The sequence below is a fragment of the Archangium gephyra genome, assembly GCF_049060025.1.
Taxonomy (GTDB): domain Bacteria; phylum Myxococcota; class Myxococcia; order Myxococcales; family Myxococcaceae; genus Archangium; species Archangium gephyra_A.
Genome location: NZ_JBMEQQ010000002.1, coordinates 5,116,867 through 5,143,146, shown reverse-complemented (window position 1 = coordinate 5,143,146; position 26,280 = coordinate 5,116,867). Strand labels below are relative to the sequence as shown.

The following is a 26,280-nucleotide window of genomic DNA, read 5'->3' as shown; positions in this document are numbered from 1 at the left end:
GGCGCTCGATGTGCCGGCCCTCACCCGGAAGCTCGGAGCAGGTGCTCCAGGGCCGGGTGCCGCGGGCCACCAGCCACCCGCTCCAGGGCACCGGGCGCATCGTCACCGAGGTGGAAGTCGCGGGAGGAACGGCTGGAGCGCTCCGCCAGCACGTGAGTGGTGCGCCGGAGCTCGCGCCCGGTGAGGAGGTGGTGCTCTTCCTCGCGCACGGGACGGAGGGCTTGCGCGTGGTGGGTCTGGCCCAGGGCGTGTTCCGCGTCCAGCGCTCGGAGGACGGCCGGAAGGTGCTCGCCACCTCGGTGCTCCCCGAGGCGTTGCGCCTCGTGGATCCGCTGTCGCTCCAGCCCGTGCCCGGCACCGCGCGGACGATGGACCTCCAGGAGCCTCCGGGCCCGGGTGCTCGCGGCGGCCGGTGGCGCGTCGCCCCCCGCTCCACGTTCCTCCAGCCGCTCTCGCTCCAGACGTCCGCGCCCGCCTATTCCCGCTCGCGCACCCAGCCGAGCGAGGGCGCTGCCGAGGGGCATTGCCTGTGGTGGCAGGGGGGCAGCACGCTAGCTGCGGCTGTCGCTGGGCGGGGGCGTCCTGCTGCACGCGGGGCCGGTGGAGCTCACGCTCGGGGCGGAGGGCCAGGGAACCTGGGTGCGGCAGACGATTCGCCGGGTGGACGCGGAGCAGGCCGGACGCATCTTCGGCATCAAGGAGCCCCCGCGCTGGGGACTCATCTGGGGCCTGGGGCCCTTCGCCTTCGTGACGTATCCGCTCGCCGAACGCCTCCTGCTGGGCGTGGAGGGCGCGGCCGGTCTCACCCATGTGCCCCGGCACGATGGCTCCTCGGAGTTCCGGCCCTCGGCCCAGCTTCACCTGTCCGTGCACTGGGCCCTCTAAGCCAGGAGGGGTAGGTCCTGTCAGGGGGAGGTTCCGGCCGCGATGAGGAGCAACTGGTCCGATTGTTGGACCAGTCGGCACGCCACTCGGCCGGAAGGTGTCCCGAGCTTTCCCGCGGGAACTTCGCCGGAAATGCGCCGCCCCGCCGGGTGTTGGGGGCCGCGCCGTTTTTTCCCGTGCCCGGGCGCCCCCGGGCCGAAAGCGAGTCCATCATGCGCCGTTTTCCTCGTACTCCCCTCATCGCCGCGCTCGCCCTGCTGTGCGCCCCCGCCGCCCGTGCCGCCGATGCACCCGCTCCGGATGGGGCGAACTGGTGGAAGCACGTGGAGTTCCTCGCCAGTGACGCGCTGGAGGGACGGGAGACGGGCAGCGAGGGCTACCGCAAGGCCGCGGCCTATGTCACCGAGCAGCTCGTGGCCGCCGGGGTGAAGCCCGGGGCGGGGGAGAGCTACCTCCAGGAGGTGGCGCTGGTGTCGCGCCGGTTGGTGGAGGAGCGCTCGCGCCTGGCGCTGGTGCGCGGGGGCAAGGAGACGCGGCTGACGCTCGGCCAGGACGCCGTCATCTCCTCCCGGACGGGGGTGGCGGGCTCGGTCGACGCGCCCCTGGTGTTCGTGGGCTACGGCCTGTCCATCCCCGAGGCCGGTCACGATGACCTCGCGGGTGTGGACCTCCAGGGGAAGATCGCCGTCGTCATGCAGGGCGGCCCCGAAAAGGTCTCCGGCGCGCTGCGTGCCCACCACGGCTCCACGAGCGAGCGGGTGAAGGCGCTGAAGAAGGCGGGCGCGGTGGGGCTCGTCACGCTGCAGAACCCCAAGCTCGTGGAGGTCCCCTGGGAGCGCGTCGCGGGGGCTCGCAAGCAGCGCTCGATGATGTTCGCCGACCCGGCCCTCAACGATGACGAGGGGCTGAAGCTGAGCGTCGTCGTCAACATGGCCCACGCCCAGAAGCTGTTCGCGGGTGCTCCGCACACCTATGCGTCGCTGGTCGCGCTGGCGAACGCGGACAAGCCGATGCCGAGGTTCGAGCTGCCCGCGCGCCTGAAGGCCCAGGTCGCCTTCGAAACGGCGCCGGTGAAGGCCGCCAACGTGGTGGGGGTGCTGCCCGGGAGCGACCCGAAGCTCGCGGGGGAGTACGTGGTCATCTCCGCGCACCTGGACCACGTGGGCGTGGGCGAGCCGGTGAAGGGCGACCGCATCTACAACGGCGCCATGGACAACGCCTCGGGCGTGGCGGCGGTGCTCGAGGTGGCGCGGGTGCTCCAGGCCTCGGCGGAGAAGCCCCGGCGTTCGGTGCTCTTCGCCCTGGTGACGGGGGAGGAGAAGGGCCTGCTGGGCGCGAAGTATTTCGCGGCCCGTCCCACCGTGCCGGCGGCGGGCCTGCTGGCGGACCTCAACATGGACATGTTCCTGCCGCTCACGCCCTTCACCCATGTGGTGGCCTACGGCCTGGAGGAGTCCACGCTCGGCGAGTCGCTGAAGCAGGTGGCGGCGGCCCACGGGGTGAAGGTGCAGGCGGACCCGCAGCCCAACCGCATGGGCTTCGTGCGCAGCGACCAGTACGCCTTCATCCGCGAGGGCGTGCCGGCACTGGCCTTCAAGTTCGGCGCCGAGCCGGGCTCGAAGGAGGAGCAGCAGTTGCGGCAGTGGTACCGCGAGCGCTACCACGCGCCGTCGGATGACCTCTCCCAGCCGGTGAACAAGGAAGGCGCGGCGAAGTTCGTCCGGATGCTCGCCGGCCTCGCCCGCACCGTGGCGGACGCGCCCGAGCGCCCGCGCTGGAACGACACCAGCTTCTTCCGCCGCTTCGCCAAGGAGGAAGGGCAGGGGAGCACGGGCTCGCGGCCGTAGGGGCGAGGCGCCCTGGACTGCGCACCCGGGCCGGGGTGTGCACCTTCAACCGAAAGAGGAAGCCCCCATGTCCGCACCCGGTGAGAGTGACGTCGCCCGCCTCAAGCGCCTGGCCGCCGAGCGCGCGGTGGAGTCCATCCAGGAGGGCATGGTGGTGGGGCTCGGCTCGGGCAGCACCTCGGCCTTCGTGGTGCACCGGCTGGCGGCCCTGCGCGCCGAGGGGAAGCTGACGGGCGTGGTGGGCGTGCCCACCTCCGTGGGGACGGAGGAACTGGCGCGCTCGCTGGGGGTGCCCCTCACCACGCTGGAGGAGCACCCGGAGTTGGACCTCACCCTCGATGGGGCGGACGAGGTGGACCCCGCACTGCGCCTCATCAAGGGCGGGGGAGGGGCACTGCTGCGCGAGAAGATCGTCGCCCAGGCGAGCCGGCGGGTGCTCATCGTGGTGGACGCGGGCAAGCTGTCGCCCCGGCTGGGGACGCAGTGGCCGGTGCCGGTGGAGGTGCTGCCCTTCGGCTGGCGCTCCCAGGCGCTCTTCCTGGAGCGGCTCGGTGCCCGCGTCACCCCGCGGCAGGGCCGGGAGGGGGCACCCTACCGGACGGACCAGGGCAACTTCGTCCTCGATTGCGCCTTCGGCCCCCTCGAGCATCCGGAGGAGCTGGCCTCACGGCTGGAGGCCCGCGCCGGCATCGTGGAGCATGGCCTGTTCATCGGCCTGACTTCCGAGCTGGTGGTGGCCGGGCCCGGTGGGGTGGAGCACCGCCGCCCCTCGTGAGGCGGACCCGGGCGGGCGGACGGCGCGACGCTCTCCTGCCTGCCTGTTCCCTCGGCCCCACGTGCTCGGGTGCTTACCTGTTGGGGGACTCGAACTCGGGGGTACTTCTCATGACCATCGAAACACTCGTCATCTGGCTCGTCGTCGGCCTCATCGCGGGCTGGCTGGCCTCGGCGGTGGTGGGCGGCGGCTACGGCATCGTGGGCGACATCATCATCGGTGTCGTGGGCGCCTTCATCGGCGGCTGGCTCTTCCGGGCACTTGGCATCGGCGCACCCGGAAGCGGCATCGTGTCCACCATCATCGTCGCCTTCGTGGGAGCGTGTGTCCTGCTCCTCCTGCTACGGGCGCTCCACCGCACGCGCTACCGCTCCACATGAGCTGAGCCATGCCGGGCCCGGGTTCCCCGGGCTCGGCCCCAGCCCCTCACGCCCTGACGCTCGGACGGCGTGAGGCCGCGCTCGGCTCCTTGCCCGCGAGCTTCAGCGGGTTGAAGTCCGGGAACACCGGCAGCTCGACGAAGAACGCCGCGCCCCGGCCCGGGCCCTCGCTCTCCACCCAGATGCGGCCGCCGTGGGCCTCGATGATCTGCCGGCTGATGAAGAGCCCCAGGCCCAGCCCCGACACGTCGCTCGCGGAGATGGCCCGCTCGAAGCGGTTGAAGATGCGCTCCTGGCTCTCCTTCGCGATGCCGAGCCCCTGGTCCTCCACGCTCAGCAGGATGCGCCCTTCCTGCAACCGCAGCTTCACGGCCACCGGCTTGTGGTCGCCATAGCGCATGGCGTTGGTGAGCAGGTTCGTCACCACCTGCTCGATGCGGAAGCGGTCCCACTCGGCCTCCAGCCGCTCCGGTGCCTCCAGCGTGGCGGGGGTGCGGGCCTCGGCCAGATGCGGGCTCAGGCGCTCCATCACCTCGCGGATGAGCTCGACGGCGTCCACCGGGCCCGGCTCGATGACGAGGCGGCCCGTCCGGATGCGCGCGATGTCGAGCATGTCACCGACCAGCCGTGTGAGCCGCGCGAGCTGGTGGTTGGACTGCTCCACGAGTTTGCTCACCCGCTTCGGCTCATAGGCGCCCGGATCTCCCCGCTCGATACGCCGCTGCGTCATCTGCATCTGCAGCTTCAGCGACGTGAGCGGGGTCCTCAGCTCATGGCTCGCGATGGAGAGGAACTCGTCGCGTGTCCGCAGGGCCTCCTTGAGCTGATCCTCGGCCTCAAGCTGCGCGGTGATGTCCGTGTTCGTGCCGAACCAGCGGCGCACCTGGCCCGAGCCGTCGCGGATGGGATGGGCCCGGGAGAGGAACCAGCGGTACTCCCCCGTCTTGCCGCGCAGCGGGAAGGTGTCTTCCCACACCTCGCCCGCGGCGATGTGCCGCAAGAAACGCTCGGTGACGCGCTCCACGTGGTCCGGGTGGTGGACCTGCTGCCAGCCCCAGCCCTCCATCTCGTCGTGCGTCGTGCCCGTGTAGTCGAACCAGCGCTGGTTGTACCAGAAGATGGCGCCCGTCTCGTCCGTCATCCAGGCGAGCTGGGAGATGTTGTCGGCGAGGGCCTCGAAGTGCTCCTTGCTCTCACGCAGGGCGGCTTCGGTCCGGCGGCGCTCGGTCAGGTCCAGCATCGAGCCAATCATGCGGACCGCCTTGCCGGAGGCGTCCCGGCCAATGTGCCCGCGATCCAGGAAGGTGGCGTAGGAGCCATCGCTCCTGCGGAAGCGGTACTCGTCCGTCCAGGCGTCCTGGCCGCCGTCGATCGCCGCGTGGATGCCGGTGACGACCCGGCCGCGATCCTCCGGATGGATATGTCTGTACCACCCATCGATGGTGGGGCCGAGCTCCTCTCGCGTGCAGCCGAAATGCGTCAGCACCGCCTCGTTCCATTCGAGCAGGTCCGTCGTGAGATCCCAGTCCCAGATGACGTCGTTGGTGGCGCGGCTGACGAGCCGGTGCCGCTCCTCGTTCCTTCGGACGGCCGCCTCGGCCTGGACGCGGTCCGTGATGTCCGTCTGCGCGACCACGGCCCCGAGGATTCGTCCCTCCGCGTCCCGCACCGGCGCGGCGGAGTTGAGGATGGTGCGGCGGAGCCCCGGTGCGTCGAAGGGTTCGATCTCCACGAGGTCGCCGGGGACGGGCTCCCCGCGCAGGGCCCGGGCCATCGCCCACTCCCCCGCCTCCAGGCGGCGCCCGTGCCGCTCCGAGCCGTCCGCCCACCAACCCTTCCACTCCTGGTACTCGTCCACGCTGCCGGACTCGGGCGCGTTCCCCCACAGGCGCGCATTGGCGGGGTTCATCCGGACGAGCTTGCCGCTCGCCTCCGCCACGATGATGCCCGCGGGCGCCGCTTGGAGCACGGCGTCGAGCAGGTGGCTCTCGGCCTCGGCCCTGGCGGCGGCCTGATGCGCGCGGGCCTCGCTCTCGCGCAGCGCCTGCTCGGTCCGTTTGCGCTCGGTGACGTCCTTGAAGAGGATCGCGACCTGCCGGGCCTCCGGCTCGCCCGCGCGCGCGGCGAACACCTCGAACCAGCGGTTCATCGCCGGAGCGTGATTCTCGAAGCGGAGGGTCTCGCCGGTGAGCGCCACGTTGCCGTAGCGCCTGAACCAGGACTCGTCGAGCTCCGGAACGAGCTCCCGGGCCGTCCTGCCGGTGGCGTTCACGAGCCCCGTGTGGCCCTCGAAGGCGGCGTTCGTCTCGAGGAACCGGTAATCGATGGGCTTGCCGTGCTCGTCGAGGAGCATCTGGATGAGGCAGAAGCCTTCGTCGATGGACTCGAAGAGCGTCCGGTAGCGCCGTTGCGAAGCGTGCAGCGCCTGCCCGGCACGGACTTGGTCCGTGAGGTCGCGGGTGACGATGATGGCGAGCACCTGCCTTCCCTCCTCATCCCGGACGGGCGCGCCGCTGAAGTGGATGTGCCAGTGCTGCCCGGTATCGCGCCGCCGGGCGCGGAGCTGCAACCCGGGGAGGGTCTCTCCCCGCAGCACTCGCGAGACCGGCCACTCCTCCACCGGAAGAGACCGCCCATCATCCGAGGAGAGCTCGTAGATCTCCGCGAAGAACCCGAGATCGCGCTTCATCTCCGCGGCACTCGCGAAGCCGTTGATGCGTGCCTCCGCCTCGTTGAGGAGGACCACGCTTCCGTCCATGCCGAAGACGACCACGCCGTCGGCCATCGCGTTGAGCACCGCCTCGAGCTGCGCGCGGCTGTTGCCGGTGTGCTCCACGTCCCGTGCGGAGTCCCGGACCGTCCGCCAGGGAGCGAAGCGGTCGATGGCGTTCTCGATGGCCTGGGTCAGTGCCCGTGCGCTCAGAGCGCCTGGCCCGACGACTTCCATGGCGCCCGCCCGCAGTGCCGCTCGCCCCGTTTCAGGCCTGTCCGCCGGGGTGAGGATGACGACCGGCCAGGGCGGCACCGGACCATCGGCCCGGAGCGCTGCCAGCACCTCCAGCGCATCCAGGCCCGGTGGCTCATGCACGAGGAGCACGCAGTCAGGTGACACGTCTCCAGCGTTCAGCGCACGCACTCCGGCCGTGCCGGTCTCGGATTCGATGAGCTCGTAATGGCTCCCGGCGCCCTGCTCCATCACCTGGCGAAGCTCGGCTCGCAGCCCGGCATGATGGGCGATGATCAGGAGCTTGCAGGCCTGAGGGCTCACGTCGATGGCCTCTCCAGCGATGGGTTTTTCATCCGGCGTCTCTCCTGGGGCTGACGTCATCACTGGCTGCTCGAAAGCCCGGCGGCCGGGTAACGACGGGAGCGGCGTGCTCGATGCCGCCCATGGAGCCCGGGAGGCGGGTCCATCTCAGGGCCCTGCATGGGAAACTCCGGAGCGTGAAGTGAACAGCCCGCACCTGGAAATGGATGCGCTGGATTCGCTTCCAGGGGATTTCACGCTCGCTCGTCTCCTCTTCGGCCGGGGGGCGGGACTACCCTTGCTGGCGCAGCAGCGTGGCCACCACCCACAGCAGCTCCGCGGGTTCGAGCGGCTTGGCCACGTGCGAGTCGAAGCCCGCCCGGAGTGCGGCGGCCTGGTCCTCCTGACGGGCATACGCGGTGAGCGCCACGGCGGGCACCCGTCCGGACTGCTCGGGGGGCCGGGTGCGCACCTCCCGGATGAGCGCGTACCCATCCATCCCGGGCATGCCGATGTCCGAGATGATCAGCTCCGGAGGCTCCAGGCTCAGCCGCTCGAGGGCCTCGGCCGCGTTGGCCGCGGTGGTGACCCGGGCCTTTCCCTCCTGGAGCAACGTGGCCACCAGCTCGCGCGTGTCCTTCTCGTCGTCGATCACCAGGATGTGGCGCCCGTGGAGCGCCTTCGGGTAGTCGGCGGGGAGTTGGGGCGGGTGCTGCGGGAGCGGGCGTGCCGGCTCGGCCACGTCCGGGCGGGGCGCCACCAGCGGCAACAGGACGGTGAAGGTGGCCCCCTGTCCCTTGCCCGCGCTCCGGGCCTCGACCGTGCCGCCGTGCAGCTCCACCAGGTGGCGCACGATGGCCAGCCCCAGTCCCAGTCCGCCATGGCGCCGCGTGGAGGAGGCGTCCGCCTGGGTGAATCGCTCGAAGAGGCGGGGCAGGAAGCCCGGGGCGATTCCATCGCCGGTGTCCCGCACCTGGAGCTCCACGTGCGCCGGGCGCCAGCCGAGCGACACCGTCACGCTCCCTTCCTGGGGCGTGAACTTCACCGCGTTGGACAGGAGGTTCCACACCACCTGCTGCAGCCGGTCCGGGTCTCCCATCAAGGGGACCGTCTGGGGCTCCAGGGAGACCTGGAGCTGGATGCCCCGGGCCTCGGCGGCCGGGCGCACCACGTCCACCGCGCTCTCGATGACCTTCTCCATCTGCGTGGGGCGCACGTCCAGCCGCAGCCGGCCGCTGACGATCCGGTTGACGTCCAGCAGATCCTCGACGAGCTGCGTCTGTGCCCGGGCATTGCGCTCGATGGTCTCCAGGGCCCGCTCGCGCTTGTCCTGCGGGAGCTGCCGCGTGCGAAGAATCTGCACCCAGCCGAGGATGGCCGTCAGCGGCGTGCGCAGCTCGTGGGAGAGCACCCCGAGGAACTCGTCCTTGAGACGGCTGGCCTGCTCGGCGCGTTGGCGCTCCGCCTCGGCCGCCTCGTAGAGGCGCGCGCGCTCCAGGGCCTGGCCACACTGCTGCGCGAGCATCTGGAGGAACTGCAGCTCCTCGGGGACGCAAACGCGCGGGTCGGGGTAGCTCAGCACGAGCGCGCCGACGGACTGTCCATGCACCCACATGGGGAACACCGCGACCGCATGGTCACCCCGCGAGGCGCGCAGGGCGAAGATCTCCGGGTACTTCCCGGCCATCTCCGCGTTGGAGCGGAACCAGAGCTCCCGGCCCGTGCGCACCGCGTCCATGACGGGGTTGTTGGCTCCGGGAGACAGCTCCCGGACATGGCGCACGAAGCTCTCCGGGTACCCCACGTCATGGAGGCTCTCCAGCGAGCCGTCCGCGCGCTGGCGGTAGACGGCACCGGCCTCGGCGCCCATGCCGCCCACCGCCACGGAGAGCACGGTCCGCGCCACATCGGCCGGGGTGAGGGCCTGGGACAGGGCGGAGGTGACGACCTGCAGGCGCGCGGCATGCTCCTCGGCCTGACGGGCCTCGGTGATGTTGTCGAAGACGGTCACCGCGGCGATCGTCCGGCCGCGCTCGTCCCGGATGGGAGCGCAGTTGACCTTGATGAAGCGGTTGTCCTTGTCCGGCCGGCGCAGCCACAGCACCTCGCCGCGCACCACCTCGCCGTGCAGCACGGCGCGCGCCTGCGGCAGCTCCTCGGGCGGGTACGGGCTGCCATCCAGCCGGTGGTGGTGGTAGGCCGCGTAGCCCCGCACATCCGGCGACTGGATGAGCGGGTGGCCCCAGATGGCCTCCGCCTGCGGGTTGGCGTACGTCAGCTCTCCCTGGGGCCCCGCCAGCAGGAAGCCCGAGGGCATCTGCTCGAGGATGGCCGACAGCAGCCGCTCATTGGTCTCCAGCTCCGCCATCAGCCGGTCGCGCTCGGCCTCGGCGGTCTTCCTCTCGGAGATGTCCGTGTTGGTGCCCACCCACTCGCGCACGCCGCCGTCCAGGTTGAACACGGGCACGGCGCGCGACACGACCCAGCGCCAGCTCCCGTTGGCGTGGCGCAGTCGGTACTCGCGGGCGAACGGCGTCTTCGTGGTGACGGCCTGCTTCCAGGCGTCGCTGAACGCCGGGGCGTCCTCGGGGTGGATGGCCTCCAGCCAGGTGGTGCCATCCAACCACTGCTCGAGCGTGAGGCCGGTGAAGGCCCGCCAGGTGGGCGCGTCCTCCACGGGAATCCCCTGGGCGTTGGTGGTCCAGATGGCCGAGGCCGACGTCTGCACCAGCGAGCGGAACCGCTCCTCGCTCTCGTTCAGCGCCGCCTCGGCGTGCCCGGCGCCGGGCCGCCCGGTGATGTCCTCGCCTTGGAAGAGCCACTCCACGAGCCGCCCCGTCTCGTCCTTCACCGGGAGCGCCCGCACATGCACGTCGCGCCAGACGCCGTCCTCCCGGCGCACGCGGCAGGTGAGCTTCGCCCGCGTTGGCGCGGCCGGGCCCGAGCAGGGTGCCTTCGGGATCCAACGGGCCGCGGTCCTCGGGATGGATGGCGTGCTGCCAGTGCCAGCCGAGCATCTGGCCGGAGGACTGGCCGGTGAAGGCCGCCCAGGAGGCGGAAGGTTCCTGCATCCGTCCCGCCTCATCCACCACCCAGACGAGCCGGGCGGCATCCGCGAGGAGTGCACGGACGCGCAGGGTGTCACGTGTGGGGAGGGCCAGAGCGAGCATGAACAGGTCTCCTGAAGGCGTCGGCCTGCCCACGTCAATCCCCCGGGCAGAAGGGAGTCCTCACCGAGCCGGGCCCATTATGACCTCAAATCCCGCCGGTTTGATGTCACGGCACATTTCCCCTGGCGTTGCGCCTCGGGTGTCAGGGCTCCGGGCTCTGCTGGGGCGGGGGGCGCCTGGGGCGTCACCCCGACGAAAAACCCGCCACGTCGACTCTGTCCGGATGGGACGATGAAAGGAGTCCGTGGGGGGAGGCCTGCTTCTGGGAGCCTGGAATATGCGCATCGATTTCGACGCCGTGGGACGTGCGAGGAAGCGGTGGTTCACCCGTCGCGTGGGACTGGCGGCGGGGCTGGTGGTGGCGGGAGCCGCGGGGCTGCTGGCCCTGCCGGGCCGCTCCGGCGGTGTGCCGGTGCCCGGGAAGGCCGCGTGCTGCACGGGCGCGGCCGCGCTGGGTGACACGATGATCAACGCCTCGGGAGGAGGCGACAAGGAGTTCTTCGAGGTGCCCGGCAGCCCGCCGGGCGCCATCTTCCTGCTGGGCAACAACGCGTCCATGCAGGAGTACACCGAGTACCTGCCCGAGGTGGGTGACACCTCGAAGCCGGGCTGCTCGGATCCGGCGTTGGTGGAGGCGATGAAGTGGTTCGATCGCGGCAGCGCGGACCCGGCGCTCAACGGCGCCATTCCGTTCGACGCGGACCCGGACTTCTCCACGACGGAGACGCACTTCTTCGATCCGGACAAGTACTACCACTCGCGCGGGCGCCGCCTGGCGTGGCAGGTGGAGGAGGGCCCGTACTCGCTGCCGGTGGACATGCGGAGCATGGTGGGCTTCACGGACCTGATGCAGGTGTGCGGCAACGCCATGGACTGGAGCGAGCCGTGGGGCTCGCCCGTGTACGCGGAGTGCCAGAAGTGCCTGACGGACAAGGGCTGGTGGCGCGGCCTGCTGGCGAGCACGCCCACGGCTCCCGCTGGCGAGACGCTGCCGGTGGAGGCGCGGCGCAAGTGGGTGCTGAGCGGCCGCGTGCTCAACGTGCGCCCGCCGAAGTTCGTGGTGGCGCGCAAGGTGCTCAAGGACGTGGTCTCCACGGCGGTGGACCTGCGCATGGGCGTGGCGACGTTCGGCCCGGATCGTGGCTGGTTCGATCCGCCGGTGTTGCTGCGTCCGCTGAAGCCCGCGTGTGACAAGTCCCTGCCGGTGCTGGACGAGACGGCGCTGGGGCGGGCCGAGCTGCGCAAGGCCATCAACTCCATCTCCTTCCGCAACGACGAGCGCTCCATCGGCGAGGCGCTCTTCGGACTGGGCGGGTACTTCTCCTCGCAGAAGGTGGATGGCCGGTGGGAGCGGTGGTTCACCAACCCCATCAGCCCGGGCTGGGGCTGGCCGGGGTGCTGCAATGGCGGCACGGTGGATGATCCGCTCACGGGCAAGGACGGCGAGCCGTGGGGCTCGCAGTCGCCCGACGAGTGGCTCAAGGACACGCAGCCGTGGGAGGGCACGGGCCAGGATCGCTCGGTGTGCTCGGCCTGCCAGGCCAGCTCCATCATCGTGCTGGCGGATGGCGCGCCCCGGTACGACAACACGGTGCCCATCACGAAGATGATGGAGGTGCTGAAGGCGCGGGGCGCGAAGCACGCGGATGGCACGCCGCTCACGTTCGACCCGAGCAGCCCGGAGACGAACCCGGCGCCGGGTGGGGTGAACTACTGCGACGAGTTCGGCGCGACGAAGGAGGATTGCGACTACGCCAACTGGCCCACGGGGCTGGCGAAGACGAACAAGAACTTCATGGACGACGTGGCCTTCTTCCTGGCCAACGCGGACCTGCGCGATGACCTCGCGGGGGACCAGTCGGTGCGCACGTACACCATCGGTTACGGCGACAACAGCCCGATGCTCCAGAGCATCGCGAAGGCGGGCAAGGGCCGCTTCTTCCGCGCCAACAACGCGGGAGATCTGCGCGACGCGCTCATGGCCGCGCTCGGGGATGTGAAGGAGGTCTCCACCGCGTTCTCCTCCGCGAGTGTCGCGAGCGTGCAGGCGGGAGGCTCGCAGTCCTCCTACGTGCCTCGCTTCAATCCGCGCCGGGGCCGGCCCTACGAGGGCCACCTCTACCGCTTCTTCTTCTTCAGCGAGTTCTCGCAGGGCTGCCAGGTGGTGCTGGCCCGGAGCCCGGGGGGAGACCCGCGCGACCTCAATGGAGACAAGGACTGCGACGACTCCTTCTTCCTCGACAAGCCGGCGGGCTTCACCCCTGCGCCGGGCGCGGTGGTGGACCCTTCCAGCTTCACGCGCGCCAACATCGTCCAGGAGAACACCGAGGGCGTCTGGGTGAAGGTGCAGACGGCCTCGCTCTCCAGTGACGGCCGGCTGGTGGGCGGCACGCCGGCACAGCCCTTCTGGGACCTGGCGGAGACGCTCGGCCAGCGCAGCGCGAGCGCGCCGTGCGACCCGGCGGATCCCCTCAACCCCACGGGAGGCCGCTGCCTCTTCACGCTCGTGGACCGCGACAAGGACGGCCGCTTCACGGAGGCGGACAACCCGCCCATGCCCTTCGACGTGGCCCATCGCGCCGAGGCTCGAGGAGTACGTGCTGGCGGCGGGGGATGGCTTCTGCGCGGTGGCCTTCGCGAAGCTGAAGAAGGCCTGGACGGGCACGCCCGCTCAGCGGAGCGAGTGCGTGGACACGCTCATCCGCTTCGTGCGCGGCGTGGACGTGTTCGACTACGACGGGGACCTGCTCACGGACGAGGACCGGCCGTGCTCGGGCAACCCGTCGCGCTCGTGCAAGCTCGCGGACATCTTCCACTCCACGCCGGTGACGGTGGACCCGCCCATCAAGCCCTTCCTGTGCACGTTGGGGCTGAGCGGCCAGTGTCTGTCCACGCTCTACGACGACTTCACCGCGTCGGTGTCGTCGGAGACGCCGTGCGCCACGCCGGCGGCGGGCAAGCCCTGCTACGCGCCCACGCCGATGGATCCGCCGCGCGGCTCCAGCGCCCACCGTTTCGGGGCCTATGACGTGTTCCGCAAGGCGAACGCGAAGCGGGAGCGCATCGTGCTGGTGGGCTCCAACGGCGGCATGCTGCACGCCGTGCACGCGGGCACGTCGCTCGGCCGGGACAAGAAGAGCGCCGTCGACGACGCGCACGACCTGGGTACCGGCCAGGAGCTGTGGGGCTTCATCCCGCCGGACCTGTTGCCCAAGCTGGGCCTGATGATGAACGGCCACGAGTTCTACGTGGACGGCACGGCCATGGTGCGTGACATCTGGGCGGACGGCTCCGCGAGCAGCACGGGCACGGGCAACGACGTGAAGGAGGCGGGCGAGTTCCACACGCTCGCCATCCTCACCGAGCGCTCCGGAGGCCAGCGCTTCGCCGCGCTGGACGTGACGAACCCGCGCGAGATGTTGAAGCCGGACGGCAAGCCCTTCCGCTGGATGTTCCCCAACGCGTGCGAGCCGGAGTCGGCCATGGTGGGCCAGTCGTGGACGAACTTCGCGCCCAAGCCGCCGCCCATCGGCCCGGTGCGGCTCGCGAAGGGCAATGCGCGTGGCTGGGAGGAGCGTTGGGTGGCCGTGCTCAACGGCGGTTACAGCTCGGACCTCTCGCGTGGCCGCGGCGTGTACATGCTGGATGCGTGGACGGGCGGCAAGCTGTGGTCCGCGGAGGCGCGGCCCGGTGCCTCCTCGTCGGATGCGTACACGAGCGGGGTGCTCGACCGGATGCAGCCCATCGCGGCCGCACCGGCGCTGGTGGACATCGGTAACGCGGAGAATGTGCAGATGGACCTGGATGGCTTCTTCGACACGCTCATCGCCGGTGACCTGGGCGGCCAGGTGTGGACGTTCCGTTTCCACGAGCCGGGCGTCCTCGGCGGTGATGGCCAGGTGAACAACTGGTTCGGTGCGCGCTCGCTGGAGATGGCGCGCGGCAGCGACTTCCAGAAGCAGCCGTTCTTCCACATGGCCTCCACCGTGCGTCAGCCGGAGACGGGCTGGCTGCGCGCCTTCCTGGGCACGGGAGACCGTCAGCACCTGCGCTCCAAGGAGGGGACGAACTGCGGTCCGGACGATCTGCTGGCCTGCGTGCGGATGAAGTGCGACGTGAAGGCGGAGCTCACCGCCGACATCAACGGGCTGCTGCGCACGTCCGTCATCGAGTACGACAACGGGGTGCTGGTGAAGAACACCGGGGCACTCTCGGGCTCGGTGGCACCGGTGTGCTCGTCCGCGCGCCTGGAGCTCACCGGTCTGCGCATCCGGTGCGACAAGGGCACGGCCCTCGGCAGCGGCTCGTACTACTTCCCCGCGGTGGGTTCGGCGGAGCCCGCCAGCACCGACGCCGAGTGCGCGAAGACGGGAGGCGAGTGGTCGTGCACGCTGGCCTCGCTGCCCTCCGACTCGCATGGAGACCTGAACCTGGGCGCGGACGCCAGCAAGGTGCCGCACAACCGCTACTTCGGCTTCCACGCATACGGAGGCTGGCAGCGCCACTTCGAGAACGCCACCGAGGCCGTCGCGTTCGACGGCAGGCGCGTGACGGACGGCGCCTTCGACTGCGGCCCGGGTGTCGACTGCTCGCTGGTGGATGTCACCATTCCGGACAGCGCCTACGCGACGTACCTGCACCCGGAGCTGGGCACCCTGCGCTACGTCCCCGCGGGCACGATGGCGGCGCTCCCTCGCGGCACGATGGAGGGGCCGGGCTGGTTCCTGCGGTATGGCGGCCTGCAGGAGAAGACGGCCGCGGGCTCGGCCGTGCTGGGCGGCATCGTGTTCTGGCCGAGCTTCTCGCCTCCCGCGGGGGCCACCGTCTCCGCGTGCAAGCTGTCGGGCGGGGGTGACCTGAGCCGCTCGTGGCAGGCGGACGTCATCACCGGTCTGCCGGACCAGGCGGAGGGTTTCCGGGTGACGGACGAGGACGGCACGCTGCTCGGGTACATGCCCGCCAAGACGCTGGATGCGTGGGCTCCGCCTCCGGAGCCGGCGGCGGTCGTCTCGGTGTCCTCGACGGGCGGCATCCGCTACGAGGTGGTGATGCCGGGCGTGGGACAGGCGCCGCTCATCGAGACGCTGCGCGAGCGCGAGAACACCACGCCGGACATCTACTGGCTGGAGGTGCCGCGCAACCTGCACGCGTGCCGGCACGAGGACACGAGCTACTGCCCGTGAGCGACGGACGCCGGGTCAGACAGTCGAGGACCCGGCGTCCTCCGCGGCAGTCTCGCCGCGCGGCACGCGCACCGTGAAGGTGGTGCCCGCCTCCGGGCTGGAGTGCACCTGGATGTCGCCGTGATGGGCGCGCACCAGGTGCTTCACGATGAACAGCCCCAGGCCGATGCTGCGCTGGGCGCTGTCCATCCCGGACGCTCCGCGTTGCAGGGGCTCGAAGATGCGCGCCAGGTCCTCGGGAGAGATGGGCTTGCCCAGGTTGTGGACGCGCAGCCGCAGCGAGCCGTCCTCGCTCGTGCAGCTCACGGTCACGGGCGTCTCGGGCGGGCTGTATTGGAGGGCGTTGGTCAGGAGGTTCGTCAGGACCTGCGCCATGCGGTCGGCGTCCAGCGTGCCTACTCCGTCGCCCGAGCACTCCACCCGGAGCGTGCGTCCGGGGTGGGCGAACTGCACTTCCTCCACCACGTGCCGGGTCAGCTCGTGCAGGTCCACGGGTTGGGGGTTGAGGGTGATGCCGCCGGCCATGCTGGCCTGGGTGAAGTCCAGCAAGTCCCTCACCATGCGCGTCATCCGCTCGGCGCTGCTGCGGATGCGCGTGAGCAGGCGCACCTGGGTGGCCTCGTCCCGGCCCTGCTTGCGCAGGCCCGACTCCGCCGCCAGGGTGATGGCGGTGAGCGGGTTGCGCAGGTCGTGGCTGACGATGCCCACGAACTGCTGTGCGAGCTCGGCCCGGCGCAGGGCCTCGGCGCGCAGCTCGCGCAGCTCGGTGATGTCCCGGCTCACTCCGATGAAACCGGTGGGCTCGCCCTGGGCCGAGCGCATGGGAACGGTGCGGATGTTGATCCACACCTCGCTTCCGTCCTTGCGCCTTCCCAGCCACTCGCCCGTGCGCGCGCCCACGGCGATGATGCGCGCGAGGCCGTCCGCCAGCTCCTCGGGGGATTGGCTCGGGTAGATGGCCGCCAGCGATTGGCCCAGCATCTCCCCGGCGCTATAGCCGAAGAGCTGCGTGGCCCCCTCGTTCCAATAGGTGATGCGGCCGGCCAGGTCCGTCACGATGATGCTGTCGTGCACGTTGGCCAGGATGTCCACCTGCGTGCGGAGCTGGGCGTTGGCGGCCTCCAGGGCGGCGCGGGCCGCGCGCTCGGACTCCAGAAGCTGCGCGCGCTCCCGGGCCACCTCGTGCGTGCGCAGCACGGTGCGAAGCGTGGCCACCAGCTCCTCGGGCTCCACGGGGGCCACCAGGTAGCCGTCCGCGCCTCCGAGCAGTCCCTGCGTCTTGTCCTGCGTGGTGGTGAAGTTGGCGGACATCTGGATGATGGGGATGGAGGACGTGGCCGGGTCCTCCTTCAGCCTGCGGCTCACCTCGAAACCCGTCAGGTCCGGCAGGCGCACGTCCAGCAGGAGGACGTCGGGAGCCTCCCGGGCGAGTTTGAGCGCGTCCGCCGCAGTGGCCGCTTCCCGGGTCCTGAAGCCCGCCAGCTCCAGCATCCGCGCGAGCATGTACCTCTTGGCCTCGTCGTCCTCGACGATGAGCACGACGGGCGAGGGGGGCTGGGGGGATGGAGTCTTTTCCATGGAGGGGGGGCAATCCCAGGGGGGCTCTGTTCGCCCTCATACAACAGCGTTGCGCCTACGTCCCAACCCACCTGCCGTCGATTCCCCTTCACTCGGGGTGCTCCATTCTTGACGGGGGGGCCCGTGCCAGCGACCGTGACGGGGTGAGCGCGCCTTCCGTTCCGCGCGCGCCCGGTTCCGGCCAGGCGCCTGCTTCCCATTCCGACAGCTCCGCGCTCCCCGCCGCCGAGCGGTTGCGGCTGTTGCTCGAGCACATGTCCGAGGCCTTCCTCTCGCTGGATGCGCGGGGGCGGGTGCTCGAGTGCAACGCGCGGGCGGCGGCGTTGTTCGGGGTGGCTTCCGAGCGGCTGTGTGGCCAGGAGCCGTGGACGGTGGTGCCCGCGCTGGCGGGCCGGACGCTGCATGGGCGGTTGTTGACGGCGCTCGAGACGCGCCAGCCCGCGCGCTTCCTCGCGTCGCTGCCGCCGCGCTCCTGGGTGGAGGTGTCCGTCGTCCCCGTGCGCGAGGAGCTGTGGGTGCTCGCCTCCGACATCACCCAGCGCGAGGAGGCCCAGGCGCTGGTGGAGGAGACGGAGAAGCGCTTCCGGCTGTTGGGGGAGCGCTTCCAGGTGGCGCTCGACTCCGCGCAGATGGCCGTCTGGGAGACGAACCTCGCCACCGGCCAGGTGTTCCGCTCCGAGGGGCATGACCGGCTCTACGGCTACCCCGAGCCGCTCAAGACGTGGACGCACGAGATGTTCCTGGCCTCGCTCCACCCGGAGGACCGTCCGGAGGTGGAGGCGCAGGTCACCGGCATCTTCTCCAACGACGTGAAGGCCTATACGTCCACCTTCCGCACCCGGTGGCCGGATGGCACCTGGCACTGGCTGACCAGCCGCGCCACCGTGATGCGTGATGGCCAGGGCCGGCCCATGGTGGTGCGCGGCGCCATGCTCGACATCACCACGCTGAAGGAGACGGAGCTGGCGCTGCAGGAGGCGGTGCGCGTGCGCGACGACTTCCTGTCGCTCGCCAGCCACGAGCTGAAGACGCCGCTCACCGGCCTGTTGCTGCAGATGCAGATGGTGCGGCGGTTGGAGGCGGAGGCGGCCTCCCTCACCCTGGACTCCCCGAAGGTGCGGGCGCGGATGGAGGCCATCGACCGCTCCCTGCGGCGGCTGGGCCTGCTGGTGGACAACCTGCTGGACGTCGGGCGCATGCGCCAGGGCAAGCTGGACTTCTTCTTCAGCCAGGGGGACCTGTCGGCGCTGGTGTCCGAGCTGGTGGAGCGCACCCGCGACGAGGCGCGGCTGGCGGGCGTGTCCCTCACCGCGGACATTGCCCCGGGGCTGGTGGGCCGCTTCGACAGGCTGCGGATGGAGCAGGTGGTGACGAACCTGCTGTCCAATGGGCTGCGCCACGGCGGGGGACAGCCGATGGAGGTGCGGCTGGAGAAGACCTCCGAGGGGGCACGGCTGGTGGTGCGCGACGAGGGGCCCGGCGTCCCCGCGGCCGATCGCGAGCGCATCTTCGCGCGCTTCGAGCAGGTGCGGGGCGCGGCACGCGCGGGCGGCCTGGGCCTCGGGCTGTTCATCGTGCGGCAGATCGTCGAGGGACACCGCGGCCAGGTGCACGTGGAGCCTGGCCCCGGCGGGCGGGGCGCTGCCTTCGTGGTCGAGCTCCCTTTGTAACCGGCGCGCGCGTCCACTGATTCCCAGTGCCTTCGGGACTCGCACTGGGCGTCTCAGGAGTTCAGCCGAGCTGGAAAGTCAAGACGACACTGCCAACACTGCCTGTTGAGTGGAGTGCGATCAGCCGTCCTTTCGAGTGGGCGGGTTGCTTTCGTCCCTTCAGAGCGTTTCTGATCTGTACCGGAGTACCAGTCGCCGTTTCACTCCAGCCCCCCACGGAGGCAATCAACGCATGCAGCTCAACATCACCTTCCGCCAGTTCGGCTCGTCCGATGCCCTCAAGGAGTACGCGAAGGAGAAGGTCGAGCGGGTGAACAAGTACCTGGATAGAGCCGGTGAGGCTCACGTGGTGCTGTCGCTCGAGCGGCACCTGCACCATGCGGAGATCACCATCCACTCCGGCTCCTGGGTGCTGCGCGGCAGGGAGAAGAGCGAGGACATGTACGCGTCCATCGATCTCGCGATGGACAAGATCGAAGCGCAGCTCCGCAAGTACAAGGAGAAGATCAAGAACCACCACGGCCGCGACCGCGTGCACCACCGCCAGGGGCTGGTGAACCAGCTCAAGGTGCGCCACAAGGTGTTCGAGGTGCCCGGGGATATGCTGGAGGAGGCCGCCGAGCCCGCTCCCGCCGCGCAGCCGCCGGCCCCGAGCCTGCCGGCGACCGAGCAGCTCGCGCAGTCCACCACGCGCATCGTGCGCACCTCGGAGATCACCGTGAAGCCCATGCCGGTGGACGAGGCGGTGATGCAGATGAACCTGATGAACCAGGACTTCTACGTCTTCCAGCACGCCACCACGCACGAGGTCTGCGTGCTGTACCGGCGCAAGGAGGACGGGCAGTACGGTCTCATCGCGACGCACGGCTCCACGCCCACGCCCACCGCGGGCTGAGTCCTAGCGCGCGCCGCCGCCCTTCCGCTCGTCTTGGAAGGGTGCGGCGGCTGGCGCGGCGGCGGTCCGCCGGGGAACCGGCGAATCCAGTCCGTGACCGAAGGCGAGCCGGCTCAGCCCCACGGGGAGCCGGCCCGGTGTGCCGATCTCCCCGAAGAGGGCGGCGGCGGCGGCCTCGGTGGCGGCGGGCTGGTACGAGTAGATGGCCAGCACGGCCCGGGCCTCGTCGGCTTGTTCGGTGAGGTAGGGCAGGCCCATGGACACCACCAGCACCGGGCGTCCGGTGGCGGCGGCCATGGTGACGAGCTCGAGCTGGCGTGAGTTGATCATCCCCACCACCACCACGTCCGAGGCGAGCGCCAGGCGGCGCGCCTGTTGCCGGAGCACGGCCCGGCGGGCCTGCGTGGGCCAGGCGGGCACGTTGAGCACCTGGGCGCCCGGTGAGCGCTCGAGGAGGGCCTCGCCCAGCGAGCGCTCGGGGGTGATGAGGCCCAGGCGCGCCCCGGGGGAGAGGGGGAAGTGCTTGCCGTCGGTGCGCAGCAGGGTGACGGCGGCGCGGGCGATGCGGTGGGCCACCTCGGCATTCTCCGGAGAGGGCGGGGTGGCCAGGCGCTCCTCCAGGAGGGGGGGCTGCTCGAAGAGGCCGCGGCGCAGCTTGGAGGTGAGGATGCGGCGCACGGCCTCGTCCAGCCGCGCCGGGGGAAGCTCTCCGCTCCAGGCCGCGGACATGAGGGCCTCGTACACCTCCGTCTTCTTCTCCGCGCGCCAGGGGACGAGCACCATGTCCGCGCCGGCCTTCACCGCCATCACCGCGGCCCGGCCCACGCCGTAGCGCAGGGCGATGGCGTCCATCTCCAGCTCGTCGGTGAGCACCAGCCCGTCGAAGCCGAGCCGCTGGCGCAGCAGCCCCTCCAGCACCTGGGGGTGGACGGTGGCGGGCAGGTCGTCCCCGGTGAGGCCGGGCACGGCCACGTGGGCCGTCATCAGCCCGTCCAGGCCGTCCTGGATGACGGCGCGGAAGGGCTCCATCTGCGCGAGCACCTCCTCGCGGGACTCGCGCATGACGGGCAGGGCGGTGTGGCTGTCGGCGTCCGTGGAGCCATGGCCGGGGAAGTGCTTGGCGACGGTGACGAGCCCCGCGTCCTGCTGGCCGCGCACGAAGGCGCGCCCCAGCTCGGAGACGAGCGGCACCGAGTCCCCATAGGAGCGGATGCCGATGACGGGGTTGCGCGGGTTGAGGTTGACGTCGAGCACGGGCGCCAGGTTCATGTTGAAGCCCAGGCGCTTGAGGTCCTCGCCCTGGGCCAGCCCCGCGGCGTAGGCCAGCTCCGCCGAGCGGGTGGCCCCCAGCGCCATGTTGCCGGGCAGCACCACCACGCCGTCCTTCACCCGCACCACGTTGCCCCCCTCCTGGTCCAGCGCGAGGAAGGGGGGAATGGCGTCGGCCAGCAGCCGGCGCAGGCCGTCGTTGAGCCGGGCCACCTGCTCGCCGCTGGCGATGTTGCGCCGGAAGAGGCACACCCCCCCCACCCGGCGGCCGCGCACCAGCGCCTCCACGGACTCGTCCACCTCGGTGCCGCCAAAGCCCACCATCATCAACTGGCCCACCTTGTCCTCGACGGACAGGCGGGACATGAGGCGCTCGACGCGGGACTGGAGCACCTCCTCCGCCGAGGGGGGCACCGGGGTGGCTTCTTCCCCGGCCTGGGTGGGGAGGTGGGGCGCGGCGGCCTCGGGCGGGCCGGAGGTGGTGGCGCAGGCCCCGAAGCAGAGGACGAGCAGCAGGAGGAGTGCGCGGAGGGGCCGGGGGAACACGGTGGGCCGGGAGCCTAGACGAGCCCTTCGCCCCCTCCATTTTCTGGCCGGAGAAGTTGAAGAGGCCCTTCCAGGCCCACCCCGGACCATTCGGCTACCGTGCAGATGGGGGAAGAATCCACCCGGATGAGGACAGGGCAGGCAGGCGACCCTTGCGCGAATCGAGGGTCAGGAGTAATTGCCCGCTCTAGGGAGCGCCACCGCGGGAGCGCCAGCTTGCGAATCTCCGAGTTCCTCAGCCCAGAAGCACTGATCGCGGACCTCCAGGCCCGCGACAAGCAGGCGGTGCTGCGCGAAATGAGCGCCGTGCTGGCCCGGGCCCATCCCTCCTTGAAGGAGGAGCGCCTGGTGGAGGTGTTGCGCGAGCGCGAGAAGCTCGGCTCCACCGGCATCGGCGAGGGTGTGGCCATTCCCCACGGCAAGCTGCCCGGGCTCACCAACCTGGTGGCCGCCTTCGGGGTCTCGCGCCAAGGCGTGGACTTCGAGGCCATCGACGGCAAGCCCACCCACCTCTTCTTCGCCCTGGTCGCCCCGGAGAACAGTGCCGGTGTCCACCTCAAGGCACTGGCGCGCATCTCGCGCCTCTTCAAGAATCCCCGCTTCCGCGCCTCCATCCTGGAGGCCGCCTCCGCCGCGGACATCCACGCGCTGATCGTCCAGGAAGACGCCCGGCCCTGAAGGGGGCCGTGTCCCCGGCCGGCTCAGCGCGCGGCGGGCGCCGCCACGCTCCCGGGGCTCTCCAGGAGGAGGGTGACGGGGCCGTCATTGACGAGCGCCACCTTCATGTCCGCCGCGAAGATGCCCGTACCCACGGTGAGGCCGCGGGCGCGCAGCACCTCGCAGACGCGCTCGTACAGGGCCTTGGCGCCCGCCGGTTCCATGGCGTCGATGAAGCTGGGCCGCCGGCCCTTGCGCGCATCCCCATAGAGGGTGAACTGGCTCACGACGATGAGCTGCCGCGAGGTGTCCTCCAGGGAGAGGTTCATCTTGCCCGCCGCATCCTCGAAGATGCGCAGCGTGGCGAGCTTCTCCGCCATCCACGCCACATCGGCCTCGGTGTCGCCCTTGCCCACCCCGAGCAGCACGAGCAGCCCCGGGCCCACCTGGCTGACGCGCTCGCCGTTGACGGTGACGGAGGCCTCAAGGACCCGCTGGACCACTGCCTTCATATCGTGCTCGTTCCCAGCGCTCCTCTGGCCGATTGTCTGGCCGGCGAGGGAACAACCAGTGGGCCTCGAACGTACCCAGGGTGGATTCCCCAGGCAATGCCTGCCCTCGGGGCGGACATCCCCCGAGTGCCCAGATGACCTGCCGCGGGGGGTGACATAGGATGCGCGACCGCATGACTGTTCAGCGACCTTGTCGCACCTGTGGGGGGTCTCATCCGGAAGGGGCGAAGGAATGCCCTCGTGACGGCACTCCTCTGTCCATCGAGTCCCATCCGGACGACAAGACGGTGATGGGCCCGGCGCCCACCGGCCCCGTGGAGGAGCGATACCCCTCCGTGGATGAGCCCGAGGCGGAGTGGGAGTCCACCGTCCGCAAGGACATCATGGTGGGCCAGCGCATCGGCGAGTACATGGTGCGCCGGCGCATCGGCAGCGGCGGCATGGGCGTCGTCTACGAGGGCGAGCACCCGGTCATCGGCCGCAAGGTCGCCATCAAGATCATCCGCCCGGACTCCTCGGAGGGCGTGCGCTCGAGAGACCTCGTCGGCGAGGCCCGCGCGGTGAGCGCCATCCGCCACCGCGGCATCATCGACATCTTCGGCTTCGGCACGCTCCCGGGCATCGGCCAGTACCTGGTGATGGAGTACCTCAACGGCCGGCCGCTCGATGAGGTCATCCTGGACCGGGCGCCGATGCCGCCCGCCGAGGCCGTCCGGCTCATCATCGAGGTGCTCGGCGCGCTGTCGGCCGCGCACGCCGTGGGCGTCATCCACCGCGACCTCAAGCCGGGCAACATCTTCCTCGTGCTGGAGTCCAACGGCTCCGAGTACGTGAAGGTGCTCGACTTCGGCCTGGCCAAGCAGGGCACCACGCCCAACGGCCCCACGCCGCAGACGCGCGCGAGCATGATCGTCGGCACCCCGGAGTACATGGCGCCGGAGCAGGCGTGTGGCCAGCCGGTGAGTCCGCGCACCGACCTGTACGCGGTGGGCATCATCCTCTTCGAGATGCTCACCGGCCGGCTGCCCTTCCGGGGCGACTCGCCGATGCACGTGGCCATCCAGCAGGTGCAGGCCCAGCCGCCCTCGCCGGACTCGCTGGTGGAGGGTCTGCCGCCGGAGCTCAATGCCCTCGTGCTGCGGCTGCTGGCGAAGGAGCCCGAGGAGCGGTTCGCCTCGGCCGAGGCGGTGGCGCGCGAGCTGAAGACGATCGCCCGGACGCTGGCCGTGGACATGACGCAGTTGTCCGGCTTCGCCCGGACGATGCCGGAGCCCGTCTCGCGCCCCTCTCCGCGGCAGGAGGCCCCCGTGGCGCCTCCGCGTGCCGCGCGCACGCCGGCCCCGCCTCCCGCGGAGACGGTGGAGGCCCCGAAGGTCCTCACCGGCTCACGCCCGGCCCTCGCTCCGCCGGAGTCCGAGGCGACGGCGGTGGCCGTTCCCGGTGCCCGCCCCGCGCTGGTCGCGCGCCCTCAGGCGGCACGTCCCCAGGCGCGCCCGCAGGCCGCCGCCCCCCGTACTCCGCCCACCACCGATGTGGTTCCGGTCCAGGAGTTGCGCGCGCCCGTCGCGTCCAACTCCCGCATGAAGCTGCTGATGGGGGTGGGGCTGGCGGCGGTCCTCCTGGGTGTGGGCGCGGGGGTGGTTGTCTCCAATCGCGACAGCGGCCCGGCCGTACCGGAGGTGCCGGGGACGGCCGCGTCGAAGGACCCGGTGGCCGCCACCGGCTCGACGCCGCAGCCCCAGCCCACCCCGCCGGACCCTCCGCCCCGGGTCGAGACGCCCGTTCAGCCGGAGACGCCGCCCACCTCTCAGACCGTGGCCACGGTCCCGGATCCGGTTCCCGAGAAAACCGAGCCGAATTCCGCACAGCAAAATGCGACCTCTGTCGTGAAGCCCCGTTCTCCTTCCAGTGCGAATGGATGGCTTCGGGTCATCGCCGCGAAGTGTTGGACGGACGTGTACGTCGACAGCAAGCGCAGGGGCCGCGCCCCGATATACTCCTTGCCCCTGCCCTCGGGGCCGCATGTCCTCGGGCTTCTTGGCAATCCCAGGGTCAAGAGGCATGAAGAGGACATCGTCATCAAGCCGGGGGAGACGCTCGAAATCAACGCCCCGTGCATGCCCGCCGGGTAAGAAGAGACGCCCTCTCCTCCAGGAGCCGCCATTTCCCATGTTTCACCGTTCGCTCTTGCTGCTGCTGTTGCTCCTCCCCCTGTCCACCTGGGCGGCGCAACTGCCGGGCATCCGGCTCTATCAACGGGGGGAGTACGCCAAGGCGAGCCGCACGCTGAAGCAGGAGATCAACAACCCCAGGCGGACCGACGAGCAACGGGCTCTGGCGCGCGTCTACCTCGCCGCCTCGTTGCTTGCGCTCGAGAAGGAGGACGAGGCGTTCCTGCAGCTCGAGGAATTGGCGCGCACCTACCCGGAGCAGCGGGTGGATCCCGCGCTCTTCCCGCCGGAACTGGTGGATCTGGAACTGAAGGTGCGTGCCCAGATCGAGGTCGAGCGGCGGCGCCAGGAGGCCGAGCAGGCCGAGCTCAACCGGATCGCCGCCCAGGAGGATGCCGAGCGGCGCCGGCGTGAGCAGGAGCAGGCGGCCCGCGACCAGCTGGCGGAGATGCCGCGGGACGAGGTGCCGGGCCCGGCGCCCGTCGAGCCCAGCTCCTCCGCCCTCCGGCTGCGTCCGGAGGTCACCGGTTTCGTCGATATGTTGGGCCAGGGCTCCCGGGGGTTTGGTGTGGGCGCCACCCTGGGCTTCGGCGCGCTGGATACCAGTGCGCGGCTGCTGCCCGGTCCCGAGGGGCGGTGGGGGTTGAGCCTGGACGTGGGTTATCTCTTCGGCCGCGGCATGTTCCAGCCGCGGGTGGGTCTGCGGGGGACGGGCGTACTGGGGGTGGGCGTGGGGGGAGGAGCCGTGGTGGGCGTGCGGCTGACGCCCCTGCCCTGGTTCACCTGGCTGTTGGACGTGGGAATCGAGAAGTACAGGGTGAGGGTGAGCGACCAGGATCGTTTCCGGGATGTCACCCTGGTGGCCTCCACGGGCCTGGGTTTCAATCTGTTCTAGGTGTCTCCCTTGACCGGGGAGCCTGGGGGATCGCTGTCCGCTCTACCGATGGGGAGAAGCTTCGTGTCCGCTCGTATCGTTCGCGGCGCCGTCATGGCCGCCGCTCTCGTTCCACTCGCGCTCGCCCTGCTGCCGGCCCCGGCCCTCGCGCAGCCCAGGTGGGAGCCCCAGGTCACCTGGAACACGTACCTGGGTGGAGCGGAGACCGACGTGGCGGAGGACGTCACCACCAACGAGCGGGGCGATGTCTTCGTGACGGGCTCGACGAATTCGATCGGCTTCCTGGGCACCACGGGCCTGCCCTCCGTGACCACGAACCGGGATGCCTATGTGGCCCGGGTCAGCGCGGACGGAGAGACCCTGGAGTGGGTGCGCGTGTTTGGCAGCGCCGACACCGACGGTGATTCCGGCATGCGGGTGGCTCGCGGTCCGGCCGGGACGCTGTATGTCGTGGGGAAGATTCGCTCCTCCCTGGACTCCGCCTCGGGCGCCGGGCGCACCTACGGTGAGTACGCGGCAGGTGGTTCGGATGCCTTCCTTGCCCAGCTGTCCGAGGCGGATGGCACGCTGAACTGGTTCATGTTCCTGGGTGGCACGAGC

Annotated in this window: 17 protein-coding genes; 11 read left to right on the top strand and 6 right to left on the bottom strand. The window is 70.8% G+C overall.

The window, feature by feature from the left end:
* Positions 1–20: 20 nt before the first annotated feature.
* Positions 21–524, bottom strand: coding sequence for a hypothetical protein (locus ACN28I_RS22320; protein ID WP_420943973.1), 504 nt, complete (start codon positions 522–524; stop codon positions 21–23).
* Positions 525–600: 76 nt separating this feature from the next.
* Here ACN28I_RS22320 and ACN28I_RS22315 point away from each other — a divergent pair, with 76 nt between their 5' ends.
* The 4 genes from ACN28I_RS22315 to ACN28I_RS22300 all read left to right on the top strand — a co-directional run bounded on the left by ACN28I_RS22315 (position 601) and on the right by ACN28I_RS22300 (position 3,887).
* Positions 601–885: a hypothetical protein gene (locus ACN28I_RS22315; RefSeq protein ID WP_420943972.1), complete on the top strand. Its 285-nt coding sequence runs from the start codon at positions 601–603 to the stop codon at positions 883–885.
* 212 nt (positions 886–1,097) lie between these two features.
* Complete coding sequence (locus ACN28I_RS22310; RefSeq protein WP_420943971.1) at positions 1,098–2,732, top strand: M28 family metallopeptidase; 1,635 nt, start codon at positions 1,098–1,100, stop codon at positions 2,730–2,732.
* Positions 2,733–2,799: 67 nt separating this feature from the next.
* Positions 2,800–3,507 (top strand): ribose-5-phosphate isomerase RpiA, encoded by a 708-nt coding sequence (gene rpiA, locus ACN28I_RS22305; protein WP_420943970.1) that lies wholly within the window; start codon positions 2,800–2,802, stop codon positions 3,505–3,507.
* Between the two features lie 110 nt (positions 3,508–3,617).
* Positions 3,618–3,887, top strand: a complete 270-nt coding sequence (locus ACN28I_RS22300; RefSeq protein WP_420943969.1) for a GlsB/YeaQ/YmgE family stress response membrane protein — start codon at positions 3,618–3,620, stop codon at positions 3,885–3,887.
* 46 nt (positions 3,888–3,933) lie between these two features.
* On the opposite strand, the gene ACN28I_RS22295 is transcribed toward ACN28I_RS22300, so the two are convergent.
* Both ACN28I_RS22295 and ACN28I_RS22290 read right to left on the bottom strand, forming a co-directional pair.
* Positions 3,934–7,215: a PAS domain S-box protein gene (locus tag ACN28I_RS22295; RefSeq protein WP_420943968.1), complete on the bottom strand. Its 3,282-nt coding sequence runs from the start codon at positions 7,213–7,215 to the stop codon at positions 3,934–3,936.
* Positions 7,216–7,426: 211 nt separating this feature from the next.
* On the bottom strand, positions 7,427–10,036 hold the full coding sequence (locus ACN28I_RS22290; RefSeq protein WP_420943967.1) for an ATP-binding protein: 2,610 nt from the start codon (positions 10,034–10,036) through the stop codon (positions 7,427–7,429).
* 91 nt (positions 10,037–10,127) lie between these two features.
* Between ACN28I_RS22290 and ACN28I_RS22285 the strand changes: the two genes are divergently transcribed.
* Positions 10,128–10,319, top strand: coding sequence for a hypothetical protein (locus ACN28I_RS22285; protein WP_420943966.1), 192 nt, complete (start codon positions 10,128–10,130; stop codon positions 10,317–10,319).
* Between the two features lie 448 nt (positions 10,320–10,767).
* Positions 10,768–13,332, top strand: a complete 2,565-nt coding sequence (locus ACN28I_RS22280) for a hypothetical protein (protein ID WP_420943965.1) — start codon at positions 10,768–10,770, stop codon at positions 13,330–13,332.
* Positions 13,333–15,502: 2,170 nt separating this feature from the next.
* Here ACN28I_RS22280 and ACN28I_RS22275 read toward each other — a convergent pair.
* Positions 15,503–17,065, bottom strand: a complete 1,563-nt coding sequence (locus ACN28I_RS22275; protein ID WP_420943964.1) for an ATP-binding protein — start codon at positions 17,063–17,065, stop codon at positions 15,503–15,505.
* A gap of 143 nt (positions 17,066–17,208) precedes the next feature.
* Between ACN28I_RS22275 and ACN28I_RS22270 the strand changes: the two genes are divergently transcribed.
* Both ACN28I_RS22270 and hpf read left to right on the top strand, forming a co-directional pair.
* On the top strand, positions 17,209–18,735 hold the full coding sequence (locus tag ACN28I_RS22270; RefSeq protein WP_420943963.1) for a PAS domain-containing sensor histidine kinase: 1,527 nt from the start codon (positions 17,209–17,211) through the stop codon (positions 18,733–18,735).
* A 232-nt stretch (positions 18,736–18,967) separates the two neighbouring features.
* The gene (hpf, locus tag ACN28I_RS22265) at positions 18,968–19,630 is read left to right on the top strand and encodes a ribosome hibernation-promoting factor, HPF/YfiA family (RefSeq protein ID WP_420943962.1); all 663 of its coding nucleotides are present in this window, start codon (positions 18,968–18,970) and stop codon (positions 19,628–19,630) included.
* Between the two features lie 3 nt (positions 19,631–19,633).
* Here the strand turns inward: hpf and nagZ are convergent, their stop codons facing one another.
* A complete protein-coding gene (nagZ, locus tag ACN28I_RS22260) occupies positions 19,634–21,445 on the bottom strand; it encodes a beta-N-acetylhexosaminidase (RefSeq protein WP_420943961.1) in 1,812 nt (603 codons plus the stop codon).
* 216 nt (positions 21,446–21,661) lie between these two features.
* Here nagZ and ACN28I_RS22255 point away from each other — a divergent pair, with 216 nt between their 5' ends.
* The gene (locus ACN28I_RS22255) at positions 21,662–22,123 is read left to right on the top strand and encodes a PTS sugar transporter subunit IIA (RefSeq protein ID WP_420943960.1); all 462 of its coding nucleotides are present in this window, start codon (positions 21,662–21,664) and stop codon (positions 22,121–22,123) included.
* Between the two features lie 23 nt (positions 22,124–22,146).
* Here the strand turns inward: ACN28I_RS22255 and dtd are convergent, their stop codons facing one another.
* Complete coding sequence (gene dtd / locus ACN28I_RS22250) at positions 22,147–22,614, bottom strand: D-aminoacyl-tRNA deacylase (RefSeq protein WP_420943959.1); 468 nt, start codon at positions 22,612–22,614, stop codon at positions 22,147–22,149.
* Positions 22,615–22,949: 335 nt separating this feature from the next.
* Between dtd and ACN28I_RS22245 the strand changes: the two genes are divergently transcribed.
* Positions 22,950–24,746 carry a protein kinase domain-containing protein gene (locus ACN28I_RS22245; RefSeq protein WP_420943958.1) on the top strand — a complete coding sequence of 599 codons (1,797 nt, stop codon included), beginning with the start codon at positions 22,950–22,952 and terminating at the stop codon, positions 24,744–24,746.
* Between the two features lie 37 nt (positions 24,747–24,783).
* Positions 24,784–25,680 carry a tetratricopeptide repeat protein gene (locus ACN28I_RS22240; protein WP_420943957.1) on the top strand — a complete coding sequence of 299 codons (897 nt, stop codon included), beginning with the start codon at positions 24,784–24,786 and terminating at the stop codon, positions 25,678–25,680.
* The last annotated feature ends 600 nt before the right edge of the window (positions 25,681–26,280 follow it).